Here is a 19,710-nt window from a genome sequence, read left to right on the forward strand (position 1 = left end):
CGGGCGTCTGCCGCGGAGACCGAACGACGTCGCGAGGACTACCCGGGAGGCGGCATCCAAGACCGTAGGCTCGGACCATGCGTGCTCGCCTCGGTTCCGCCCTCCTCGTCCTGTCGGCTCTCGCTCTCGCCGGATGCTCGTCGTCGCCGGCGCCGGCCGAACCCGACACGATGCCGACGGCGGAGACCGTCCCGGAGGGCTCGTGCGCCTACGTCGAGGCAGCCGGCGGCGTGCGCGATGTGACGCCGCCGCCCGCTGAGGCCGAGGTGTCGGGGCAGGTCTCGGCCGTCCTGCAGACGTCGGCGGGCGACATTCCGATGACCCTCGACGCCGACCGCACGCCGTGCACGGTGGGGAGCTTCGTCTCACTCGCCGAGCAGGGCTACTACAACGACTCGCCGTGCCACCGCCTCACGACCTCGGGCATCTTCGTGCTCCAGTGCGGCGACCCGTCGGGCACTGGACGCGGCGGCCCCGGCTACAACTACGCCGACGAGCTCGACGGCAGCGAGACCTACCCGGCCGGAACGGTCGCTATGGCCAACGCCGGCCCGAACACCAACGGCTCGCAGTTCTTCCTCGTGTACGAGGACACCCCGCTGCCCGCGAAGTACACCGTCTTCGGCACGCTCGACGAAGCGGGCCTCGCCGTCGTGCGCGAGGTCGCCGCAGCCGGCGCCGAGGGCGGCGCCGCCGACGGCGCCCCCGCAACCCCCGTGACGATCACCGGCGTCTCACTGGGCTGAGCCGCCCGCGGCTGGGACGAGCCCGCCGAGAACGCACCCTTGCCGCGAGCACGCACCGAACGGGGTGCGTGCTCGCCCCGACGGTACGTTCTCCCGTGGGCGTAGGCGTGCGCGGCGGAATGAGGCCGCTCGGCACGGCGTTGGGGACAGCGTGATCGCGCTCGAACAGGCTCTGGCATCCCTCGAGATCCGGCCGCGTATGGCCCATCGGGCAGACCTCGCCCCGGGTGGATCGCTGCCGCTCGGCACAGGCGACGCAACGCTGGTGTACGTGCGATCGGGCGAGATCACCGGCGATCCGGCATCCGGCACCAGCTGCACGGTCGTCGGACCCTCCGGCGACGCCGCGACCCCGACAGGCGCGCGCACGCTCCTCGCCGGTGACGCCTTCCTGAGCCTGGGATGCCGTCCGATCTCCCTGACCTCGCAGTCGGGCGCAGAGCTGACGGTCGTCCCCGCCGACGTCTCCCTCGCCGCGGTGACCCCGCTGCCGCCGTTCGTCTTCGTCGACGGCTTCGTCGAGCTCGAGCCCGCGGCCGCCGCCCTCGTCTCCCACCTCGGAACCGGCACCGCGTCCGGGCGGTCGGGAGACGCGGTCATCTGCCAGATGATGGTCAAGACCGTGCTGCTCTCGGCCATCCGCGCGTGGGCCGCGCACACCGCCGGCGCCTCCGCGTGGCCCGCGCCGGCCGTCGACCCCTTCCTCAGCCGCGCCGCGGAGGCCGTCGCCGCCGACCCCGGTCGCGACTGGACCATCGACCAGCTGGCGAGCCTCAGCGCCATGTCGCGGACGGTCTTCGCCGCACGCTTCCGGCGCGCGTACGGGCGTTCGCCCGCGAGCTACGTCACCGAGATCCGGATGCAGCACGCCAAGGACATGCTCGAGTCGGGAGCATCCGTCTCGGAGACCTCCCGCACCCTGGGCTACGGATCCGACGAAGGCTTCAGCCGGGCGTTCCGCCGCCATACCGGGATGCCGCCGTCGCTGTGGCGTGCGCGGGCGGCGGCGCCGTCGTTGTACTGACGGTACCGCCGCCCGAGAGCCGCCCTCGGCGGCGGGGCGGTCGTCCGGGCGCCTCGTCAGGGGCGCGGCATCCGGTCGGCCTCGTGCGTCCGCACGACCCAACCGAACAGCACCGCGCCGGCCGCGAGGAGGGTAACGGCGACGACGTCGATCGCGACGACGCCGACGAGATCGACCAGCAGCCCGCCGAGTCCGGCCGCGAGCACGATCGCGAGCTGGAACCCGACGACCGTCAGGCTTCCACCGGCCTCGAGCCGGTCCGGCATCCGGTGTCCCACCCACGTGTTGACGATGATGAGCCACGAGGCGAAGAAGAAGCCCCAGGCGAAGACCGCCAGGACGACGACAGGGATCGATCCGGGCAGCAGCACGAGAAGCGCGAGCGCCGCGGCGATGACGACCGGCGCCGTGACGGCGAGGACGCGGAACGCCCGGTCGACGAGCAGTCCGATGACGAGGTTTCCGACGAGCCCGCCCGCCCCGAACACCGCGAGCAGCAGCACGATCGTCTCGGCCCCGACATCCGGTACCCGCTCCAGCGCCAGCCGAATGTAGGTGTACGCGAGGAAGTGCCCGAGCACGACGAGCACATGGCCGATCATGCCCGCCGCGACGCCGGTGCGCCGGAGCGAGTCGACGAGCAGCCGCAGACTGGATGCCGCCGCGGCCGGCACCGTGGGCAGGGTGAGGCGCACGGCGAGCGCGACGGCAGCGGTCGCGGCTCCGACGACGGCGAACGCGATGCGCCAGTCGAGCATCTCGCTGAGAAGGACGCCGAGGGGCACGCCGGCCACGGTTGCGAGCGACACCCCGGCCGAGGTGAACATCATCGCCCGGCCGATGCGTTCCGGCCCGGCGAGCCGGGCCGCCACCGTGATCGACATCGACCAGAACGCGCTGATCGAGGCGCCGAGGAAGAAGCGGGCGATGAGGATCGCGACCAGGTGCGGTGAGAGCGCGACGACGATGCTCGAGACGGATGCCGCCGCCGCGGCCCCCACGAGCAGCGCGCGCCGATCGAGGCGCGGGAAGATGAGGCCGATCGTCGGGGCCGCGATGAGTCCGGCGAGCGCCGTGATCGTCACCGTCTGGCCCGCCTGACCGGGTGTCACCCCGAGGCCCGCGGCCATCTCGGTCAGCACGCCGTTGGGCAGGAACTCCGCGGTGACCACGAGGAACCCCATGAGCATGACGACGATGAGTCCGCCGTATCTCATGGGCGCGGCGTTCTCGTGGGCGAGGGGGATGGCTGCGGTCGAGGTCATGCTTCCGATGTTGTCGCCTCGGCCGAACGTGCGCCCGACCGAACGTCCGCGGCATCCGACCGTCTGGCCGCGGCCCGGGCACGCGGCATCCGCCGGGAACGCACCCTCTCGGCGAGAACGCGCCGTGCGGGGTACGCGCTCGCGGCGACGGTGCGTGCTCGCGCGTCGGCAAGCGACGGCGACATTTGGGGTAACGAGAATTCGGCGCGGCGCGTGAACACCGGGAAACTCGGGGTGACGCCGGCGACCCGACGGCGCACACCTCCGAAAGGCCCGACCGTGATCGCGCTCGAGCACGTATCGAAGACCTACGGCGGCTTGACCGCCGTCGACGACGTCTCGCTGCAGATCCCCTCCGGGGAGATCTACGGCATCGTCGGCCAGTCCGGCGCCGGCAAGAGCACGCTCGCCCGTATGGTCAACCTCATCGAGCGGCCGGATACAGGCCGAGTGGTCGTCGACGGGGTGGATCTGACCGCCCTCGACGCGAACAGCCTGCGCGCGGCACGGCGCCGCATCGGCATGGTGTTCCAGCGGTTCAACCTCCTCGGCAGCCGCTCCGTGCGCGGCAACGTCGAGCTCGCCCTCGAACTCGACGGCAGCCCCCGGACCCGGCGGCGCGACCGCGCGCAGGAGATGCTCGACCTCGTCGGCCTCGGTCACCGCGGCGACGCCGCCGTGCACGAGCTGTCGGGCGGGCAGCAGCAGCGCGTCGGCATCGCCCGCGCCCTCGCGAGCGGCCCGAGCGTGCTGCTCTCCGACGAGGCGACGAGCGCCCTCGACCCCGAGACCACGACCTCGATCCTCGACCTCTACAGGCGCATCAACGCCGAGCTCGGACTCACTGTGCTCCTCATCACGCACGAGATGGATGTCGTGAAGTCGACGTGCGACTCGGCGGCGCTCATCGAGCACGGCCGCGTCATCGAGAGCGGACGCCTGACCGACGTCATCCGCACGCCGGGCTCGCGCCTCACGTCGCAGCTCTTCCCGCTGGGGCCGATTCCTGCGGGAGCCGATCCGAGCGCGACGGTCATCGACATCACGTTCGCGGGCGGCACAGCCGACCGTCCCGTCATCGCACGCATCGCCCGCGACCACGACGTCGACGTGTCGCTGCTCGGCGCTCTCGTCGAGCAGATCGCAGGGACGCAGGCCGGCCGCACCCGTCTCGAGGTGCCCGCGTCCGCGGCATCCGCCGTCATCGCCGACCTGCGCAGTCAGGGTCTCATCGTCGATGTCCTGCGAGGAGGGGATGCCGCGTGAACGAGCAACTGCTCAATCTGCTGCTGGTCGCCACGGGCCAGACGCTCTACATGGTGGGCGTCGCGTTGCTGGCGACGATCGTCATCGGCCTGCCGCTCGGCGTCGTGCTCGTCGGCACGGAGCAGGGGCGTTTTCTCGCGACGCCCTTCGGCTCGCGCCGCGTCGGCATCGTCATCAACCGCGTGCTCGACTTCATCGTCAACCTCGGCCGCTCGGTGCCGTTCATCATCCTGATGGTCGCGCTGATCCCCTTCACCCGGCTCATCGTCGGCACCTTCATCGGACCGACCGCGGCGATCGTGCCCCTGTCGGTCGTCGCCATCCCGTTCTTCGCCCGCATGGTCGAGATCGCGATCAAGGAAGTGGATGACGGCCTGCTCGAGGTCGCCGCATCGCTGGGAGCGAGCCGCTGGCAGCTCGTGACGAAGGTGCTGCTGCCCGAGGCCGCGCCCGCGATGCTGCTCGGCCTCTCGACGACCGTCACCTCGATCATCAACTTCTCGGCGATGGTCGGCACCGTCGCCGGCGGCGGTCTCGGCGACGTCGCGATCCGGTACGGCTACCAGCAGTACAGCTGGATCCACATCGTCAGCGTCATCGTCGTGATCTTCGCGATCGTCATGGTGCTGCAGGGCCTCGCGAGCTGGGGCGCCCGGCGCCTCGCCCGCCGCTCGCCCCGCGGCCGCACCGCCTCCCCGAGCGCACGGATGCAGCGGGCCGATGCCCGCGGCGCCGCCTGAACACCCGTCCGTCCCCGACCCGCACCCCACGCACCGCACCGCACCGCACCGCACCGTCATCCCGAGAGGAACCCTTCATGTCCCGCACGGCTCGCACCGCCCGCACCCCGCTCCTCATCGCCGCCGTCGCCTCGGCCGCGCTCCTGCTCGCCGGGTGCGCCGGCTCGCCGGCGTCCGAGTCGGGTGACGCCGACGGAGACGGCCTCGGCACGCTCAAGGTCGGCGCCCTGCAGACCCCGGCCGGCGACATCCTCAACCACATCGCCGAGAACGGCGCGGCCGAACTCGGGCTGACGATCGAGTTCGTCCCCTTCACCGACTACAACACCCCCAACACGGCGCTCGTCGACGGCTCGATCGACGCGAACCTGTTCCAGAACTCGACCTTCCTCGAGAACTTCAACACCAACACCGGGTCGGACCTCATCAGCGTCGGCGAGGCCTACCTGCCCTCGGCCGCGTTCTACTCGAGCAAGGTCGACAGCCTCGACGACCTGGACGACGGCGCGACGATCGCCATCCCGAACGACCCGACGAACGAGGGACGAGCACTGAAGCTGCTCGCGCAGGAGGGCCTGATCGAGGTCTCCGACGACGTCGCCGACCTCACCGGCATCACCGACAACCCGCGCGACTTCCGGTTCCAGGAGATCGAGAACGCGACGCTGCCGCAGGCCGTGCCCGACGTCGACGCGGCGTTCGTGACGATCAGCTTCGCGCTGCCCGCCGGCCTCACCGCCGATCAGGCGATCCTCACCGAGGGCGAGGGCAGCCCGTACTACAACGTCCTCGCGACGCGCCCCGACCTGAAGGACGACCCCCGCATCGTCGCTCTCTACGACCTGCTGACCTCCACCGAGGTCGCCGACTTCGAGAACGAGACCTGGGGCGGCCTCGTCGTCCCCGTCACGAAGGACTGACGCCTGCTCAGTAGGATTGTCCCCATGTCGAAGGTCCTCCAGTCCCTGCCCGTCGGCGAACGCGTCGGCATCGCCTTCTCGGGGGGTCTCGACACCTCCGTCGCGGTCGCGTGGATGCGCGACAAGGGCGCCGTCCCCTTCACCTACACCGGCGACCTCGGTCAGTACGACGAGGATGACATCGCGTCGATCCCCGGTCGCGCGCTGCAGTACGGCGCCGAGGGCTCGCGCCTGATCGACTGCAAGCCGATGATGGTCGAGGAGGGCCTCGTCGCCCTGTCGTGCGGTGCCTTCCACATCCGCTCGGCCGGACGCACCTACTTCAACACCACGCCGATCGGCCGCGCCGTCACCGGAACGATGCTCGTGCGCGCCATGAAGGAGGACGGCGTCGACATCTGGGGCGACGGCTCCACCTACAAGGGCAACGACATCGAGCGGTTCTACCGCTACGGCCTGCTCGCCAACCCCGCGCTGCGCATCTACAAGCCGTGGCTCGACGCCGACTTCGTTACCGAGCTGGGCGGCCGCACAGAGATGAGCGAGTGGCTCGTCGCGCACGGCTTCCCCTACCGCGACTCGGTCGAGAAGGCCTACTCGACCGACGCCAACATCTGGGGCGCGACGCACGAGGCAAAGACCCTCGAGCACCTCGACGTCTCGCTCGAGATCGTCGAGCCGATCATGGGTGTGCGCTTCTGGGATCCGGCCGTCGAGATCGAGACCGAGGACGTCTCGGTCACGTTCGAGGCCGGCCGCCCCGTCGCCGTCAACGGCGTCGAGTACTCCGACATCGTCCAGCTCGTGATGGAGGCGAACGCGATCGGCGGCCGCCACGGTCTCGGCATGAGCGACCAGATCGAGAACCGCATCATCGAGGCCAAGAGCCGCGGCATCTACGAGGCCCCGGGCATGGCGCTGCTGTTCATCGCGTACGAGCGCCTGGTGAACGGCATCCTGAACGAGGACACCCTCGCGACCTACCACGAGCAGGGTCGCCGCCTCGGCCGCCTGATGTACGAGGGTCGTTGGCTCGAGCCGCAGTCGTTCATGCTGCGCGAGTCGATCCAGCGCTGGGTGGGCTCCGCCATCAGCGGCACCGTGACGCTGCGCCTGCGCCGCGGCGAGGACTACACGATCCTGAACACCGAGAGCCGCAACCTGTCGTACTCGCCCGAGAAGCTCTCTATGGAGCGCGTCGGCGACTCGGCCTTCGGTCCGACCGACCGCATCGGCCAGCTCACCATGCGCAACCTCGACATCGCCGACTCGCGCTCGCGCCTCGAGCACTACGCCGGCATCGGCCTCATCGGCGGTCCGACGGCCGAGCTCGTCGGCGACCTCGAGCGGGGCGGTGCGGCCGAGATCACCGGAAACGTCGAACCGACCGACCAGGATCTGGCCGAGCGAGTGGATGCCGCGGGCGAGTCCGCGTCGTTCGACTTCGGCGCCGACTGACCCGCAGCACGCGCTGCAGCGAGGTAACTTGCACACGCATGTGCAGGTTCGTATCATCGACGGGTGACCGACACCGTCTCCCCCCGTCGTCCGCGGAAGGATGCCGCCGCGAACCGCGCCGGCCTGCTCTCCGCCGCCGCGCGCACGCTCGCGCTCGACCCGAGCGCTTCCGTCGACGCGATCGCCCGCGCCGCCGGGCTCAGCCGCCGCGCGCTCTACGGCCACTTCGACGACCGTGACGCCCTCGTGCGCGAGCTCGTGGCCTCGGGCGCGCAGCGGTTCAACGCCATCGCGACCGACCCCGCGCTGCGACTCGACACCGAGCCCGTCCCCGTCGCCCTCGCCCGGTTGACGGGCCGGCTCTGGGGCGAGGCGTCCCACGTGCAGGTCGCGGCGGCCGTCGCCCTCGACGAGCGCCACGTCGAAGACTCCGCCGCGGCCCTCGCCCCGCTCCGCCGAGCGCTGATGGCGCTCGTGCGCCGCGGTCAGGACGAGGGCACGCTCCGCACGGACGTCGCGGCGCCGACGCTCGCCCGCCTCATCGAAGAGACCGCCCGAACGGTCATCGTGCGCCTCGACGCCTCGTCGCCCGAGGCGCGTTCGCTCGTCGTCCGAGCGGTGCTGTCGATCGCGGGGCTCTCGTGGCGCGACGCCGCCGCCATCATCGACGCACACGCCGACGTGGTCGGAACGGTGTCCTGATGCGCGTCGAACTGCGCGAGGTGGCGAAGGGCCGCAAGGATCTCGCTCTGCCGCCCACGAGCCTGTCGTTCCGCACCGGCCGCGCCACCCTCGCGATCGCCGAGACCGAGCAGCGCCCGACGGTCCTGGGCCTCATCGCGAGCGGACGCATGCGGCCCGACGGCGGCACCGTTCTGCTCGACGGCGCCCGGGCGGCGCGTACCCTTCGGCACAAGACCGCACTGATCGACGCTCCCGACGTCAGCGATCCGCCACCGAACATCTCCACGGTCGGCATGGTCAGCGAGGAGCTGATGTTCGCGGGCCGGCTCGCCGACCCGATCTCCGCTCGGCGCTGGCTCGACGAGCACGACCTGCGCTCGTATTCGCGCGTTCCCATCGGCGACGTTCCCGCGACCGATCGCATCCGGATGCTGCTCGAGCTCGCGGCCCTGCGCCCGGGCGTCGAGGGCATCGTGCTCGTCTCGCCCGACCGCCACGGCGGCGATCCCCATGCCTGGTGGACGCTCGCGCGCGAATTCGCCGGACGTGGCCTCGCGGTGCTCGTCATCGCCGGCGAGGCCGCCGCGACGCTCCTCACTGAAACCGATCCCCTCGCGCCGCATCGACGCCTGGTGCCCAGCGGCATCCGGTTGCGCGGCACCCGTCCGAAGGCCTCCCGATGAAGATCCCCGCCCTGATCAGCGCCGAGCTGCGACGGCTGACGGCCACCCGGATGTCGGTGGTGGCCCTCATCGCGCTCATGCTCGTTCCCGTCCTCTATGGCGGCCTGTACCTGTGGGCCAACCAGGACCCGTACGGCAAGTTCGCCGACATCCCGGTGGCCCTGGTCGACCTCGACGCGGGTGCGCCCGCGAGCGAGGGCGACGGCACGGTCAACTACGGGTCGGAGGTCGCCGACAAGCTCGTCGAGGGCAAGGATTTCGGCTGGAAGCAGATGGATGCCGCCGAGGCGCAGGAGGCGCTGCGCACCGGCGAGGTCGACTTCTCCGTCACCCTTCCCGAGGACTTCTCGCTCGCTCTGACGAGCGCCGCCGGCGATACGCCCCGGCAGGCGACGCTGGTCCTCGCCACCAACGACGCGAACAACTACCTCGCTTCATCGATCGGCTCGCAGGCGGTCGAACGCATCCGCTCGTCCGTCGCCGAGCTCGTCGGCCGCGAGGCCGCGTCGCGTCTGCTCACCGGCATCGCCGACATCCGCGTGCAGCTGCAGAACGCCACCGACGGTGCGAACCAGCTCGTCGACGGTGCCGGCCAGGCCCTCGACGGCGCGAACCAGCTCGCCGACGGCACCGGGCGGCTCTCGAGCGGCGCCGTGCAGCTGCGCGACGGCGCGAACCAGCTCGCCGACGGTGCGTCGCAGCTCGCCGACGGCACCCGCACCCTGGCTCAGGGCTCGTCCGATCTGGCGTCGGGCGCGGCCCAGGTCTCCGACGGCACGGCCGAGCTCGCCGGCTACGCCGACCGCGTTCGCGCGGCCGTCGATGACGCTGCGGGGCAGCTCCCGCAGGTGCGGACGGACATCGCCGCCCTGCTCGCCAACGGGGGACTCGACGAGGGGCAGATCGCGGCGGTCCTCGCGCGCCTCGATCCGATCGGCGAGCGCCTGCAGTCGGGCGCGACGCGCGTCGACGAGGCGACGGGGCAGATCGACCGTCTCGCCGCGGGGGCCGCTCAGGTCAGTTCGGGTGCCGCCCAGCTCGCGAGCGGCGCCGCACAGGCCGCCGACGGTGCGGCATCCGTGTCGTCGGGTGCCGGCCAGCTCGCGTCGGCGACGGACGAGGCCGCGACCGGCGCCGCTCAGCTCGACGAGGGCGCGCGGCAGCTGGCGTCGGGTCTCGGAACCCTCGACGGCGGGCTCGTCACCCTGCGTGACGGGCTGAGCTCGGGCGTGGCCCAGCTGCCCGATTCGACTCCCGAGCTGCGCGACCAGCAGGCGCAGACGATCGCCGACCCGGTGGCGGTCGACTCCGGCAACCTCGCGAAGGCCGGCGATTACGGCGCGGGCCTCGCGCCCTTCTTCGCCGCCCTGGCCGGATGGATCGGCATCTACGCCCTGTTCCTCATCGTCAAGCCGGTCTCGCGCCGCGCCGTGACCGCGCTGCGCTCACCCCTGCGCGTGACCCTCGCCGGCTGGCTGACACCCGCGATGCTGGGCGGGATCGGCATGATCGTCCTCTTCGGGGTGCTCTCTATCGCGCTCGGGTTCAACTTCTCGAGCCCCGTCGGCACGCTCGGGATGCTGATCACGGCGTCGTTCACGTACGCCGCGATCATCCTCGCGCTCAACGTGTGGCTGGGGTCGGTCGGTCAGTTCATCGGCCTCGTGCTGATGGTCCTCCAGCTCGTCACGGCGGGCGGAACCTTCCCCTGGCAGACCCTGCCGGCACCGCTCGCCGCCCTGCACCATGTTCTGCCGATGGGTTACGTCGTCGACGGCATGCGCCAGTGGATGTACGGGGGCGACCTCAGTCGGGTCAGTCTCGATCTCGCGGTGCTCTTCGCGTGGATGGCCGGCGCTCTCGTGCTCGCCGCGGTCGGCGTGGCCCGGATGACGCACGGTCGCACGCTGCGCGACCTACAGCCGAGCCTCATCGGCTGATTCACTCCGGGCCAGTCCCGCTAGAATGTCGACAATCGACACGAGAGCGAGGAGTGGCGGAATGGTGGACGTGGACGCCGACGGAGCACGTGACCCGATGGCCCCCGAGCGGACCCGCGTCGACGACGTCGGCACTGCCGTGATCGATCTCGTCCGACGGCAGGACATCGACGCGGTGATGTTCGACTGCGACGGCACCCTCGTCGACTCCGAGCCCATCGGCCACCGCGTCTGGAGCGCTCTCGCCGGCGACCTGGGCGTGGTGGCGGCCCCGGGAGCCGACGCGGAGGGCCTCAGCTTCGAGCAGCGCCTCGAGGCGCTGCGGACCACGAATCCCGCGCTTCCCCCGACCGAGGTCGTCTATGCCGAGTACTGGCGGCGCCTGCGCACAGCCTTCGACGAGAGCCTGCAGCCCATCGAGGCGACCTACCGCCTCGCCCGCGAGCTCGTCCGCGCGAGCATTCCCGTCGCGATCGTCAGCAACAGCGCGCAGGAACGGCTGCAGTACACCGTCTCCTGCGCGCTGCCCCTGCTGGCGGGAGTGACGCTGGTGGGATGGACGCCACGCGACCGCCCCAAGCCTCACCCCGACCTCTACCGTCGAGCCGCGTCGCTCGTCGCGGCTCCAGCCGACCGGTGTCTCGCGATCGAAGACAGCGCCGTCGGCGCGCTGGCCGCCTCGCGCGCGGGCATGCGCACTCTCATCCTCGACACGGTCGTTCACTGACCCGCGGCGCTCACCGGCTCACGCTCGGCCGAAGCAGATCGGGCCGCGTGCCCCATCGGTCGAGGGCTTCCTGCGAGAGCCGGATGCCGAGGCCCGGCCCCTCGGGCACGGCGAGCATGCCGTCGGCGTCGAGCTCGGGAGGCGTCTCCAGCAGCCCGTCGATGTAGGCCGAGCCCGTGCGGTACTCCACGAGGTCGGTGCCGGCGACAGCGGACGCGAGATGCAGATCCGCGCTCAGCCCGACCGCCGTGTTCCACCCGTGCGGGATGAGCTGCACCCCGAACTCCTCGGCCAGCCAGGCCACACGGCGTGATTCGCTGAGCCCGCCGCTCTTCGTCGTGTCGGGCTGCACGATGTCGAAGGCCCCGGCGCGCATGCATCTCGCGAAGTCCTGGCGCCGCGTCAGCACCTCGCCGCCGGCGATGGGCACGCCGGCTCGAGCACGCAGAGCCGTGTAGCCCTCGATGTCATCGGGCGCCAATGCCTCCTCGAACCATGCGACGTCGTAGTCGGCGAGCATCGCCGAGGTGCGGATCGCCCACGCCGATCGGCCCGCCCAGAATCCATCCGACCCGCCGGCGTCGACGGCGAGCAGGGCATCCGGCCCGATCGCGTCGCGCGCCGCGGCGACGACATCCTCGTCGTATCGGCTGTCGCGGCGTCCGAAACCGCCCCACCCGATCTTGAACGCGTGGAAACCGTCGGCCGCGATCTCGTGGAGCGTGTCGCGCAGCGGGGCAGGGTCGTCGACCAGCAGCGACGCATACGGTCGTACACGCGACCGGTAGACGCCCCCGAGCAGCATCCCCACGGAAAGTCCCGCCGTCTGCCCCAGGATGTCCCACAGGGCGATGTCGATCCCGCTGATGGCGTGCGCGACCGCGCCCCCTCTTCCCATCCAGAAGGTATGGGCTGCCAGCGTCTGACTCACCCGCTCGGGCTCGCGCGGGTCTGCCCCGACGACCAGCGGTGTCAGGAGCTCGAGCGCGGCGCGGACGAGCGCCTCGCTCGAGTAGCAGCTGCCGACGCCGATGACGCCCTCGTCGGTGTGCACCGCGATAAGGGTGTGGATGACGTCGTCGGGGCCGTGCTCGTGCGTCCATCCGCCCTCCGGGGTCGCGCCGCGCAGCCCGCACGTCTTGATCTCGCTGATCTTCATCTGATCCGCCTTCCTCACCACGGAATCCGTTCTGTCGATTGTCGACAATAACCGTACCGGCCTCTTCCGGCCATTGTCGACAACGACCACCGGATTGCTACGGTGGCGGAGTGAGCTCCTCTCCGCTTCCGCCGATCCCGACCGCTTCTCGCCGCCAGCAGGTCGCCGACGTGCTGCGAGAGGCCATCACGTCCGGGGACCTTGAACCCGGACACAAGCTCACCGAGCTCGAGCTCGCGAGTCAGCTCGGGACCAGTCGTGCGCCGATCCGCGAGGCGCTCCGACAGCTGGAGCAGGAGGGGCTCGTGGTCTCCTACCCGTACCGCGGCACCGAGGTGCTCGGCGTCTCGCAGGAGGAGATCGAGAACGTCCTCGTTCCCGTCCGCCTCGCCCTCGAGCGCTTCGCCTTCGCGAAGGCGATGGAGGCGTGCACGGATGAGGATGCCGCAGGACTGGCAGCCATCATCGAGCGCATGGACGATGCGGCGTCGGCCGGCGACCTGGGTCGGCTCGCCGACGAGGACGCCCGGTTCCACGAGGCCATCGTGATCCTCTCCGGCCAGCAGCACTGCCTGCAGATCTGGCGGACGATCCAGCCCCGCGTACGCGCGTACTTCCGGCGCGATGCGTCGTTCTACAGCGACCCGCACGCCGTGGGGGCGCAGCACCGAACACTGCTCGACGCCCTGCGCGCGGGCGACCAGGACGAGGGCCGGCGCGTCATCAGCGAGCACATCCGCACGCACTTCGGCGACCCCGCGGACTCACTCCGTTCGTGACCCGCCGACGGGCCGCGCGTGGTCCGGCGGCCGCCCGACCTCGGCGACGGTGTGCCCCTCGCACTCCGCCGCCGTCACGTGCGCCCGCTCGACGCGATCCATCGCGAACCAACGCATCCCGTCGCGCAGGCGACACCATCCGATGAGATACCAGCGGCCGCCATTCGACGCGAAAAGCACCGGCTCGACGTCGCGCGTCGTGGTGGCGCCGCTTTCAGCGGTGTAGCGGATGCGGACGACGCGCTGCTCGGCCATCGCCTGTTCGAGGGCTGATCTGACCGCACGCGAGGCGCCGGGCGCGCCGTCGACCCAGACCCGTCCGGCGAGGTCGGCCGCGTGCTTCCGGGTGCGTGGGTCGAGCACGTCCACGATCTTGCGCACGGCGGCCGATGCGAGGTCGGCGTACGGCGCGTCCGTCGCGGCCGCGATCGCGGCCATGAGCGCCACCGCCTGAGACGGCGACAGGCTGATCGGCGGGAGGGAGGACCCGGCGGCGAGCCCGTAGCCACCGCCCGGGCCGGGCCGCGACCAGATCGGCGCACCGCTGCGTTCGAGCGCATCGAGATCACGCTTGACCGTCCGAACCGACACCTCGAACTCCTGCGCCAGACGCTCGGCCGAGACACCGCGCGCCCCGCTGCGGCGCAGCGTCTCGGACAGGGCGTGCAAGCGCTCCGCGCGCTTCATCGTCGCAATCGCGATGAATTCATGACATAGATGATGACACACTGCTGTCCAACACCCGGCGGATGCTGGTGTCATGACCGATCAGCTCACCTCTCCCCCGCTCCTCCTCGTCCCCGGCCACTGGCTGGGCGGATGGGCCTGGGACGACGTCCTGGCCCACCTCTCCCCCGCCGATGCTCGAACGAAGGCGCTCACCCTGCCGGGCCTCGACGGCGACGACCCCGCGCACGCGACGCGCACACTCGAAGACCAGGTCGACGCGATTCTCGAGACGCTGGACTCGCTCGGTGCGTCACCCGCCGACCCGGCGGTCGTCGTCGCCCACAGCGGCGCCAACGGGCCGGTGAGCATCGTCGTCGACCGGCATCCCGAACTCGTCCGGCGCATCGTATGGGTCGATTCCGGCCCGATGGCGAGCGGCTCCGCGTTCGCGCCAGGACTGCCCGAGACCGTCTCCGAACTTCCCCTGCCCCCCTTCGACGAACTCGGGCAGCAGGCGAGCCTCGCAGGGCTCGACGCCGACCACCTCGACCGCTTCCGCGACCGCGCCATGGCCGAGCCCGCGCCGGTGGTGCGCGAACCGGTGCGCCTCACGAACGATGCGCGCCATGCCGTGCCGACCACGCTGGTGTGCTGCTCGATCTCGGGCGCGCAGGTCATTCGGATGGCCGAGAGCGGTCATCCCATGTTCGCCGAGGTCACGCGGCTTCGGCACGTCGACGTCGTCGACCTGCCCACGGGCCACTGGCCGATGTGGAGCAGGCCGCGCGAGCTCGCCGACATCATCCGGGGGGAGGTCGCGCGGGGCCGCTGACGAGCGCGCGGCATCCCGATAGTCTCGGGACATCGTTCTTGGAGGGTGGTCGATCATGCGAAGCGTTCTGCGGATCTTCTCGGCCATCACGGCGGTGCTCGCTCTCGCGGTGACCGTCGGGATCGCCCACGCCGCGCCGGCGAGCGCACACGAGCAGACCCGGCGGGGCGCGGGCCCGTCGGCCGGCGCGAGCTCCGGCCCGAACCCACTCGCGCGCGGAGCCGCGCTGCCGACGTATTCGGCCGCGGCCCAAGCGGTGTCGGACGCGCGAGCTCAGGGCCGGACGGCCGAGGCCGACGCTTTCGAGGTGATCGCGAGCCGACCCACCGCGACCTGGCTCGGGGAGTGGTACAGCGACGCCGAGCTCGTACGGGTGCTCCAGGCGGAGACCGCGGCGGCGGCGGCGCAGAACAAGGTCGCGACGTTCGTCATGTACGCGATCCCCGCCCGCGACTGCTCCGCCTACTCGCAGGGTGGGCTCCCGGTCGACCGCTACGGCGCGTGGGCACGGCTCATCGCGCAGACGCTGCGCGGCACGGCATCCGCCGTCATCGTCGAGCCCGACGCCCTGGCGATGCTCGGCGACTGCGAGGGCCAGGGTCCGCGGGCGACGCTGATCGGCGACGCCGTCCGTGCCCTCACCGCGGCCGGCGTCGCCGCGTACGTCGACGCGGGAAACGCGAACTGGGTGCCGCCCGAGACGATGGCCCAGCGGTTGCGCGACGCCGGGGTGCTCGAGGGCCGGGGGTTCTCCACCAACGTGTCGAACTTCTCGCCGACGGTCGACGAGCAGCGCTACGCGGAGCGCCTGCGCGCCCTTCTGGGCGGTGCCCCGCGGTACGTCATCGACACCTCGCGCAACGGCCGCGGATGGCAGGGAACGTGGTGCAACCCGACCGGGGTGGGCCTCGGTACCCCGCCGAGCATCGGCACGGACGGCTCCGGGCTCGACGCCCTGCTCTGGGTCAAGCGTCCCGGAGAGAGCGACGGGACCTGCAACGGCGGGCCCGCCGCGGGCAGCTGGTACGAGAAAGCCGCCCTCGAGCTGGTGCGCAACCGCGCGTTCTGAGCGCCGTCGGCAAGCTCAGGCGATGCCCCAGGTGACCGCGATCACCGTGACGTCGTCCTCCTGCTCGCTCTGTGCGGCACGAGCGGCGAGTTCGCTGACGACGGCGTCGATGTCGTCCCGACCGGTGACGAAGTCGCGGTAGCGGTCGATCGAGTCCAGCGATCCGCCGAAGAGGTCGAGGACGCCGTCGCTGACGCTGATGACACTGTCACCGGGCCGCAGTGCGACCTCGTCACTGGTCCAGCCGGTGCCGACACCGATGGGGAGCTGTCCCGAACGCAGGAAGAAGCTCGTGCCGTCGGCGCTCCGGACGATCGTGAGGCCATGCCCGGCATCGGCCCAGCGCAGCATCCCATCCGGGCTGATCCGCGCATGGAAGCACGTCGTGAACTGGGTGCCGATCGTGTCGGTGGGACCCGTGTTCAGGCCGACGGCGGCGCGCCGCAGAGCCGCGGCGGGGTCGGGATCGTCGACGTTGCTGCGGATGACCGTGCGGACGGCTGCGGCGATCATCCCGGGGCCGACACCCTTGCCCATGACGTCGCCAAGAGTGAAGGCTGTGCCGCCGTCGGGCGTGGCGTACCAGTCGTAGAAATCGCCGCCGACCGTCCGGGCCGGCACGCAGACCCCCGCGACGCGGAAGCGCGGCGGGAGGTCCGAGCCGTCGACCGGCTGCAACGACCGCTGCACCACGGCGGCCTGCGAAACCTCGGCCTCGGCCAGGCGCCGGTGCCATTGCGACGCCGTGAGCTTCTGCAGCGAGCGGCGCGACAGCTCGTTGACGACGGCGCCCGCTGCCGCGTAGACGAGCACGGCGATGATCAGCCGGACGAACTCGCTCACCGTGAGTACCTGACCGGGCGCCAGCACGAGCGGCAGCAGCAGCGTGACGCAGACGCCGACGAGGGGGACGAGGATGCGCCAGCGCCCGGGCCCGGCGGCGATCCAGATCACCGGGAGCACGACGATCGCAAGGAACACGGACTGCGTGTCGCCCGTGCCGAAGCGCAGCAAGCCGATCGCGACGAAGTCGCCGATCGGGATGATCAGCTCCGCGCGCCGCAGCACCGGCCACCGCGCCATCAGAGCGCCCAGGACCAGCAGCACCACCGCGAGAGCGGCTCCCTGCCACATCCTCGTCGCGTCCGTCACGGGGAGCCAGGGCACGGCCGCACTCGCGATGGCCGCTCCGACGACGACGGTGGCGACGATCGCCTGCCGCGCGAGGTTCTCCCATGATCGGTGTCCTGTCGCCACGACCACGGGCGTCGTCTCCGCCGGGGAGACCCGGGTGTCAGGCGGGGCGTGCGTCATGCCTCCAGTCAATACGACTCCCGCCCGCTTCGGGGCGCGGAGCCATGCCTTTTTGATAGCACACGCGTGCTAACATCGGCGCATTCGTCGACTCGAGAGGACTCGATCATGATTCTGGCCGCGATCATCGCCTGCGAGGTGGGGTTCTGGGTCGCGATCGTCGCCGGCCTCGTCGCCCGCTACGCCCTCAACCGCCCCCGACTCGGTGCGATGCTGCTCCTCGCAGCGCCGCTGATCGACCTGCTCCTGCTCCTGCTCGTCGCAGCGGACCTGATCGGCGGCGGGACGGCCTCCTGGCACCACGGCCTCGCCGCGCTCTACATCGGCATCTCCGTCGCGTACGGGCACCGGATGATCGCCTGGGCCGACGCGAAGGTCGCCACACATTTCCGGGGCGCGGCCCCACGCCCCGCGCTGTACGGCGCGGCGTATGCCGTCGCCTGCTGGAAGGACGTCCCGCGCACACTGCTCGCGGCGGCGATCGCTGCCTCGATCCTGGGCGGGCTCATCGTCGTCGTCGGCGACGCGGACCGCACCTCGGAGCTGCTCGGGTTCTTCCCCATTCTCGGGGTGATCGTCGGGATCGACCTGCTCTGGGCGATCAGCTACTCCCTCTGGCCCAAGCGGGCTCCCGTCGCTGCGGGATGATGTTGGCATGCCCCGCCTGATCGACCACGACCACCGCAACGACGAGATCGCTGCGGCCGCGTTCCGAGTGCTCGCCCGCGACGGGGTCGCGGCACTGTCGGTACGGCGGGTGGCGGACGAGGCGGGGATCGCGACCGCATCCCTTCGTCGCGCGTTCTCCACGCAGGATGAGCTGCGCCGATTCTGCTTGGAGCGACTGCAACAGGACGTCACGACCCGCCTGCTCGCCGTGACCGGCCAGGGCCGCGAACGCGCGATGCGCTGGATGCGTGAGCTGCTGCCGCTCGACGATTCCCGGCGTACCGAGCTCCTCGTTCAGCTCCAACTGACCCGGCTCGCACTCACCGATGACGGCTTACGAGGCCACGCCCGCGACCTGCACGACGGCGTCCATCGGGTCTGTGCCGCCGCCGTGGAGGAGCTCGCGGCCGCGGGAGAGCTCGCGTCTCACCTCGACCCGGTCCTCGAGACGGAGCGACTGCACGCGCTCCTCGACGGGCTGGCGCTGCACCTCATCTGGACCTCGTCGATCGACACCGTCGTCAACGCCGATGAGGTGCTCGCGCGCCACCTCGACTCGCTCGCCGGCTAGCGCTTCTTCGCGCCTCAGTCGCGGGTGTCGCTCGGCGCAGGAGCGTCGGCGAACTCGTCGACGAAGAGCGAATCGCGGTCGAGGGTCTTGTTCCGGTATGCCTGCCGCCCCACCATGTGCGCCGACAGAGGAGCCGTCGCCAGCTGGATGAGCGCGACGGGGACGAGGAAGGCGACGACCGGCCACGAGTGCAGCGAGACGCCGACCGCGATGCAGATCAGGATGAAGCCGAGCACCTGCGGCTTCGTGGCGGCGTGAAGGCGGGTCGGCACGTCGCGGAAACGCAGCAAGCCGATCGCCGCCGTGAGGCACAGCAGCGCCCCGATGAGGACGAGCACGAGGGCGATGACGTCGGTGATGGTCATGATGCGTCCGTGTTGTCCTTCCGCGCGACGAAGCGCGCGATCGAGATCGAACCGAACACGCCGACCGCGGCGACGATCAGCAGCACGGGCAAGGTGCGGGTGTGATGGTTGATCGCCATCTCGGCGCCGAGCGCGCAGATGACGAGCGTCAGCAGCACGTCGGAGGCGACGGCGCGGTCGAGGATCGACGGGCCGACGATGATGCGCCACAGCGTGAGCAGCGCCGAGACGGCGAAGACGACCGAGATGACGACGATGAGCCAGGTCATGAGCGCTCCCTCCGCAGGTCCGAGAGCTGGTGCGCCTGCTCCTTCGAGCCGACTGCACGCACGATGCGCTCCTCCCAGTGCTGGATCTCGCGCCGCTGGTGCTCGAGCTGCTCCTGCGTGCGGATGCCGATGGCGTGCACGTACAGGATGCGGCGATCGCGGTCGATGTCGATGATCAGCGAGCCGGGGATGAGGGATGCCGTCACCGCGACGTGCGTCATGATCAGGTCGTCGTCGGTACGCAGCGGCACAGCGATGATCGCAGCGCCCGGCTGACGGCGCGGATCGATGACCTGCCAGGCGACCAGCAGCGATCCCTTGACGAGCGAGAGGAGGAACTCGAGGAAGAAGACGACGCCCCACCAGATGTTGACCCGACCCGACAGCTCGACCGGCGGCAGCCGGAATACGCGCGTCACGAAGAGGGCCACCACGATCCCCGTCAGCGCCGCGAGCACGGTGAACTGACCCCACAGCAGCATCCACAGCGCGACCAGCCAGACGAAGAACGGCAGCTGTCGCCAGAGCGCGGTCGCGGCATTGCGCTTCGCCTCGCCCATC

General features: G+C 71.1%; 22 protein-coding genes. 15 read left to right on the forward strand and 7 right to left on the reverse strand.

Going from position 1 to position 19,710, the window contains the following annotated elements; translation table 11 throughout:
* Positions 1-77 precede the first annotated feature (77 nt).
* Together MTS1_RS09250 and MTS1_RS09255 are read left to right on the forward strand one after the other, a co-directional pair.
* A complete protein-coding gene (locus tag MTS1_RS09250) occupies positions 78-746 on the forward strand; it encodes a peptidylprolyl isomerase (protein ID WP_023953331.1) in 669 nt (222 codons plus the stop codon).
* A gap of 151 nt (positions 747-897) precedes the next feature.
* Positions 898-1,770, forward strand: a complete 873-nt coding sequence (locus MTS1_RS09255) for a helix-turn-helix transcriptional regulator (RefSeq protein ID WP_023953332.1) — start codon at positions 898-900, stop codon at positions 1,768-1,770.
* A 56-nt stretch (positions 1,771-1,826) separates the two neighbouring features.
* Here MTS1_RS09255 and MTS1_RS09260 read toward each other — a convergent pair whose 3' ends face one another.
* Positions 1,827-3,035, reverse strand: a complete 1,209-nt coding sequence (locus MTS1_RS09260; RefSeq protein WP_023953333.1) for an MFS transporter — start codon at positions 3,033-3,035, stop codon at positions 1,827-1,829.
* 213 nt (positions 3,036-3,248) lie between these two features.
* On the opposite strand from MTS1_RS09260, the gene MTS1_RS09265 reads away from it, so the two are divergent.
* The 8 genes from MTS1_RS09265 (at position 3,249) to MTS1_RS16075 (ending at position 11,453) form a co-directional block, all read left to right on the forward strand.
* Entirely contained in the window at positions 3,249-4,301 is a 1,053-nt protein-coding gene (locus MTS1_RS09265) for a methionine ABC transporter ATP-binding protein (protein ID WP_233494915.1), read from the forward strand.
* Positions 4,298-5,041, forward strand: a complete 744-nt coding sequence (locus MTS1_RS09270) for a methionine ABC transporter permease (protein ID WP_023953337.1) — start codon at positions 4,298-4,300, stop codon at positions 5,039-5,041. The genes MTS1_RS09265 and MTS1_RS09270 overlap by 4 nt, the downstream gene beginning before the upstream one ends.
* A 77-nt stretch (positions 5,042-5,118) precedes the next feature.
* Complete coding sequence (locus MTS1_RS09275) at positions 5,119-5,961, forward strand: MetQ/NlpA family ABC transporter substrate-binding protein (RefSeq protein ID WP_023953339.1); 843 nt, start codon at positions 5,119-5,121, stop codon at positions 5,959-5,961.
* A 24-nt stretch (positions 5,962-5,985) separates the two neighbouring features.
* Positions 5,986-7,419, forward strand: coding sequence for an argininosuccinate synthase (gene argG / locus MTS1_RS09280; protein ID WP_023953341.1), 1,434 nt, complete (start codon positions 5,986-5,988; stop codon positions 7,417-7,419).
* A 63-nt stretch (positions 7,420-7,482) separates the two neighbouring features.
* Positions 7,483-8,121 carry a TetR/AcrR family transcriptional regulator gene (locus MTS1_RS09285; protein ID WP_023953343.1) on the forward strand — a complete coding sequence of 213 codons (639 nt, stop codon included), beginning with the start codon at positions 7,483-7,485 and terminating at the stop codon, positions 8,119-8,121.
* Positions 8,121-8,786 (forward strand): hypothetical protein, encoded by a 666-nt coding sequence (locus tag MTS1_RS09290; protein ID WP_023953345.1) that lies wholly within the window; start codon positions 8,121-8,123, stop codon positions 8,784-8,786. The genes MTS1_RS09285 and MTS1_RS09290 overlap by 1 nt, the downstream gene beginning before the upstream one ends.
* Positions 8,783-10,726: a YhgE/Pip domain-containing protein gene (locus tag MTS1_RS09295; RefSeq protein WP_023953346.1), complete on the forward strand. Its 1,944-nt coding sequence runs from the start codon at positions 8,783-8,785 to the stop codon at positions 10,724-10,726. Before MTS1_RS09290 ends, MTS1_RS09295 begins: the two co-directional genes overlap by 4 nt.
* Before the next feature lie 61 nt (positions 10,727-10,787).
* On the forward strand, positions 10,788-11,453 hold the full coding sequence (locus tag MTS1_RS16075) for an HAD family phosphatase (RefSeq protein ID WP_023953348.1): 666 nt from the start codon (positions 10,788-10,790) through the stop codon (positions 11,451-11,453).
* Between the two features lie 10 nt (positions 11,454-11,463).
* Here the strand turns inward: MTS1_RS16075 and MTS1_RS09305 are convergent, their stop codons facing one another.
* Complete coding sequence (locus tag MTS1_RS09305) at positions 11,464-12,612, reverse strand: mandelate racemase/muconate lactonizing enzyme family protein (protein ID WP_023953350.1); 1,149 nt, start codon at positions 12,610-12,612, stop codon at positions 11,464-11,466.
* A 110-nt stretch (positions 12,613-12,722) separates the two neighbouring features.
* Here MTS1_RS09305 and MTS1_RS09310 point away from each other — a divergent pair, with 110 nt between their 5' ends.
* Positions 12,723-13,391 (forward strand): GntR family transcriptional regulator, encoded by a 669-nt coding sequence (locus tag MTS1_RS09310; RefSeq protein WP_052007649.1) that lies wholly within the window; start codon positions 12,723-12,725, stop codon positions 13,389-13,391.
* On the opposite strand, the gene MTS1_RS09315 is transcribed toward MTS1_RS09310, so the two are convergent.
* Positions 13,377-14,078, reverse strand: coding sequence for a YafY family protein (locus MTS1_RS09315; protein WP_023953355.1), 702 nt, complete (start codon positions 14,076-14,078; stop codon positions 13,377-13,379). The genes MTS1_RS09310 and MTS1_RS09315 overlap by 15 nt on opposite strands.
* Positions 14,079-14,151: 73 nt before the next feature.
* Here MTS1_RS09315 and MTS1_RS09320 point away from each other — a divergent pair, with 73 nt between their 5' ends.
* Entirely contained in the window at positions 14,152-14,892 is a 741-nt protein-coding gene (locus tag MTS1_RS09320; RefSeq protein ID WP_023953357.1) for an alpha/beta fold hydrolase, read from the forward strand.
* 55 nt (positions 14,893-14,947) lie between these two features.
* Complete coding sequence (locus MTS1_RS09325) at positions 14,948-15,961, forward strand: glycoside hydrolase family 6 protein (protein WP_023953359.1); 1,014 nt, start codon at positions 14,948-14,950, stop codon at positions 15,959-15,961.
* Between the two features lie 15 nt (positions 15,962-15,976).
* Here MTS1_RS09325 and MTS1_RS09330 read toward each other — a convergent pair whose 3' ends face one another.
* The gene (locus tag MTS1_RS09330; RefSeq protein WP_023953360.1) at positions 15,977-17,275 is read right to left on the reverse strand and encodes a PP2C family protein-serine/threonine phosphatase; all 1,299 of its coding nucleotides are present in this window, start codon (positions 17,273-17,275) and stop codon (positions 15,977-15,979) included.
* 108 nt (positions 17,276-17,383) lie between these two features.
* Between MTS1_RS09330 and MTS1_RS09335 the strand changes: the two genes are divergently transcribed.
* Together MTS1_RS09335 and MTS1_RS09340 are read left to right on the forward strand one after the other, a co-directional pair.
* On the forward strand, positions 17,384-17,923 hold the full coding sequence (locus tag MTS1_RS09335; RefSeq protein WP_023953362.1) for a hypothetical protein: 540 nt from the start codon (positions 17,384-17,386) through the stop codon (positions 17,921-17,923).
* A 7-nt stretch (positions 17,924-17,930) separates the two neighbouring features.
* Positions 17,931-18,515 carry a TetR/AcrR family transcriptional regulator gene (locus tag MTS1_RS09340; RefSeq protein WP_023953364.1) on the forward strand — a complete coding sequence of 195 codons (585 nt, stop codon included), beginning with the start codon at positions 17,931-17,933 and terminating at the stop codon, positions 18,513-18,515.
* A 14-nt stretch (positions 18,516-18,529) separates the two neighbouring features.
* Here the strand turns inward: MTS1_RS09340 and mnhG are convergent, their stop codons facing one another.
* From mnhG to MTS1_RS09355, 3 genes are read right to left on the reverse strand one after another with little or no spacing between them, the layout of a single operon-like run.
* Positions 18,530-18,880, reverse strand: a complete 351-nt coding sequence (gene mnhG, locus MTS1_RS09345; RefSeq protein ID WP_023953366.1) for a monovalent cation/H(+) antiporter subunit G — start codon at positions 18,878-18,880, stop codon at positions 18,530-18,532.
* Positions 18,877-19,149, reverse strand: a complete 273-nt coding sequence (locus MTS1_RS09350) for a monovalent cation/H+ antiporter complex subunit F (RefSeq protein WP_023953368.1) — start codon at positions 19,147-19,149, stop codon at positions 18,877-18,879. Before MTS1_RS09350 ends, mnhG begins: the two co-directional genes overlap by 4 nt.
* A complete protein-coding gene (locus tag MTS1_RS09355; RefSeq protein WP_052007652.1) occupies positions 19,146-19,709 on the reverse strand; it encodes a Na+/H+ antiporter subunit E in 564 nt (187 codons plus the stop codon). Before MTS1_RS09355 ends, MTS1_RS09350 begins: the two co-directional genes overlap by 4 nt.
* Position 19,710 lies beyond the last annotated feature (1 nt).

This window comes from Microbacterium sp. TS-1, assembly GCF_000509385.1.
GTDB classification, from domain to species: domain Bacteria; phylum Actinomycetota; class Actinomycetes; order Actinomycetales; family Microbacteriaceae; genus Microbacterium; species Microbacterium arborescens.

Coding starts and splice junctions, on each gene's coding strand:
- MTS1_RS09250 (WP_023953331.1), top strand. CDS start 78: ATGCGTGCTCGCCTCGGTTCCGCCCTCCTCGTCCTGTCGGCTCTCGCT.
- MTS1_RS09260 (WP_023953333.1), bottom strand. CDS start 3,035: ATGACCTCGACCGCAGCCATCCCCCTCGCCCACGAGAACGCCGCGCCC.
- MTS1_RS09275 (WP_023953339.1), top strand. CDS start 5,119: ATGTCCCGCACGGCTCGCACCGCCCGCACCCCGCTCCTCATCGCCGCC.
- argG (WP_023953341.1), top strand. CDS start 5,986: ATGTCGAAGGTCCTCCAGTCCCTGCCCGTCGGCGAACGCGTCGGCATC.
- MTS1_RS09290 (WP_023953345.1), top strand. CDS start 8,121: ATGCGCGTCGAACTGCGCGAGGTGGCGAAGGGCCGCAAGGATCTCGCT.
- MTS1_RS09295 (WP_023953346.1), top strand. CDS start 8,783: ATGAAGATCCCCGCCCTGATCAGCGCCGAGCTGCGACGGCTGACGGCC.
- MTS1_RS16075 (WP_023953348.1), top strand. CDS start 10,788: ATGGTGGACGTGGACGCCGACGGAGCACGTGACCCGATGGCCCCCGAG.
- MTS1_RS09305 (WP_023953350.1), bottom strand. CDS start 12,612: ATGAAGATCAGCGAGATCAAGACGTGCGGGCTGCGCGGCGCGACCCCG.
- MTS1_RS09315 (WP_023953355.1), bottom strand. CDS start 14,078: ATGAAGCGCGCGGAGCGCTTGCACGCCCTGTCCGAGACGCTGCGCCGC.
- MTS1_RS09320 (WP_023953357.1), top strand. CDS start 14,152: ATGACCGATCAGCTCACCTCTCCCCCGCTCCTCCTCGTCCCCGGCCAC.
- MTS1_RS09325 (WP_023953359.1), top strand. CDS start 14,948: ATGCGAAGCGTTCTGCGGATCTTCTCGGCCATCACGGCGGTGCTCGCT.
- MTS1_RS09330 (WP_023953360.1), bottom strand. CDS start 17,275: ATGACGCACGCCCCGCCTGACACCCGGGTCTCCCCGGCGGAGACGACG.
- MTS1_RS09335 (WP_023953362.1), top strand. CDS start 17,384: ATGATTCTGGCCGCGATCATCGCCTGCGAGGTGGGGTTCTGGGTCGCG.
- MTS1_RS09340 (WP_023953364.1), top strand. CDS start 17,931: ATGCCCCGCCTGATCGACCACGACCACCGCAACGACGAGATCGCTGCG.
- mnhG (WP_023953366.1), bottom strand. CDS start 18,880: ATGACCATCACCGACGTCATCGCCCTCGTGCTCGTCCTCATCGGGGCG.
- MTS1_RS09350 (WP_023953368.1), bottom strand. CDS start 19,149: ATGACCTGGCTCATCGTCGTCATCTCGGTCGTCTTCGCCGTCTCGGCG.
- MTS1_RS09355 (WP_052007652.1), bottom strand. CDS start 19,709: ATGGGCGAGGCGAAGCGCAATGCCGCGACCGCGCTCTGGCGACAGCTG.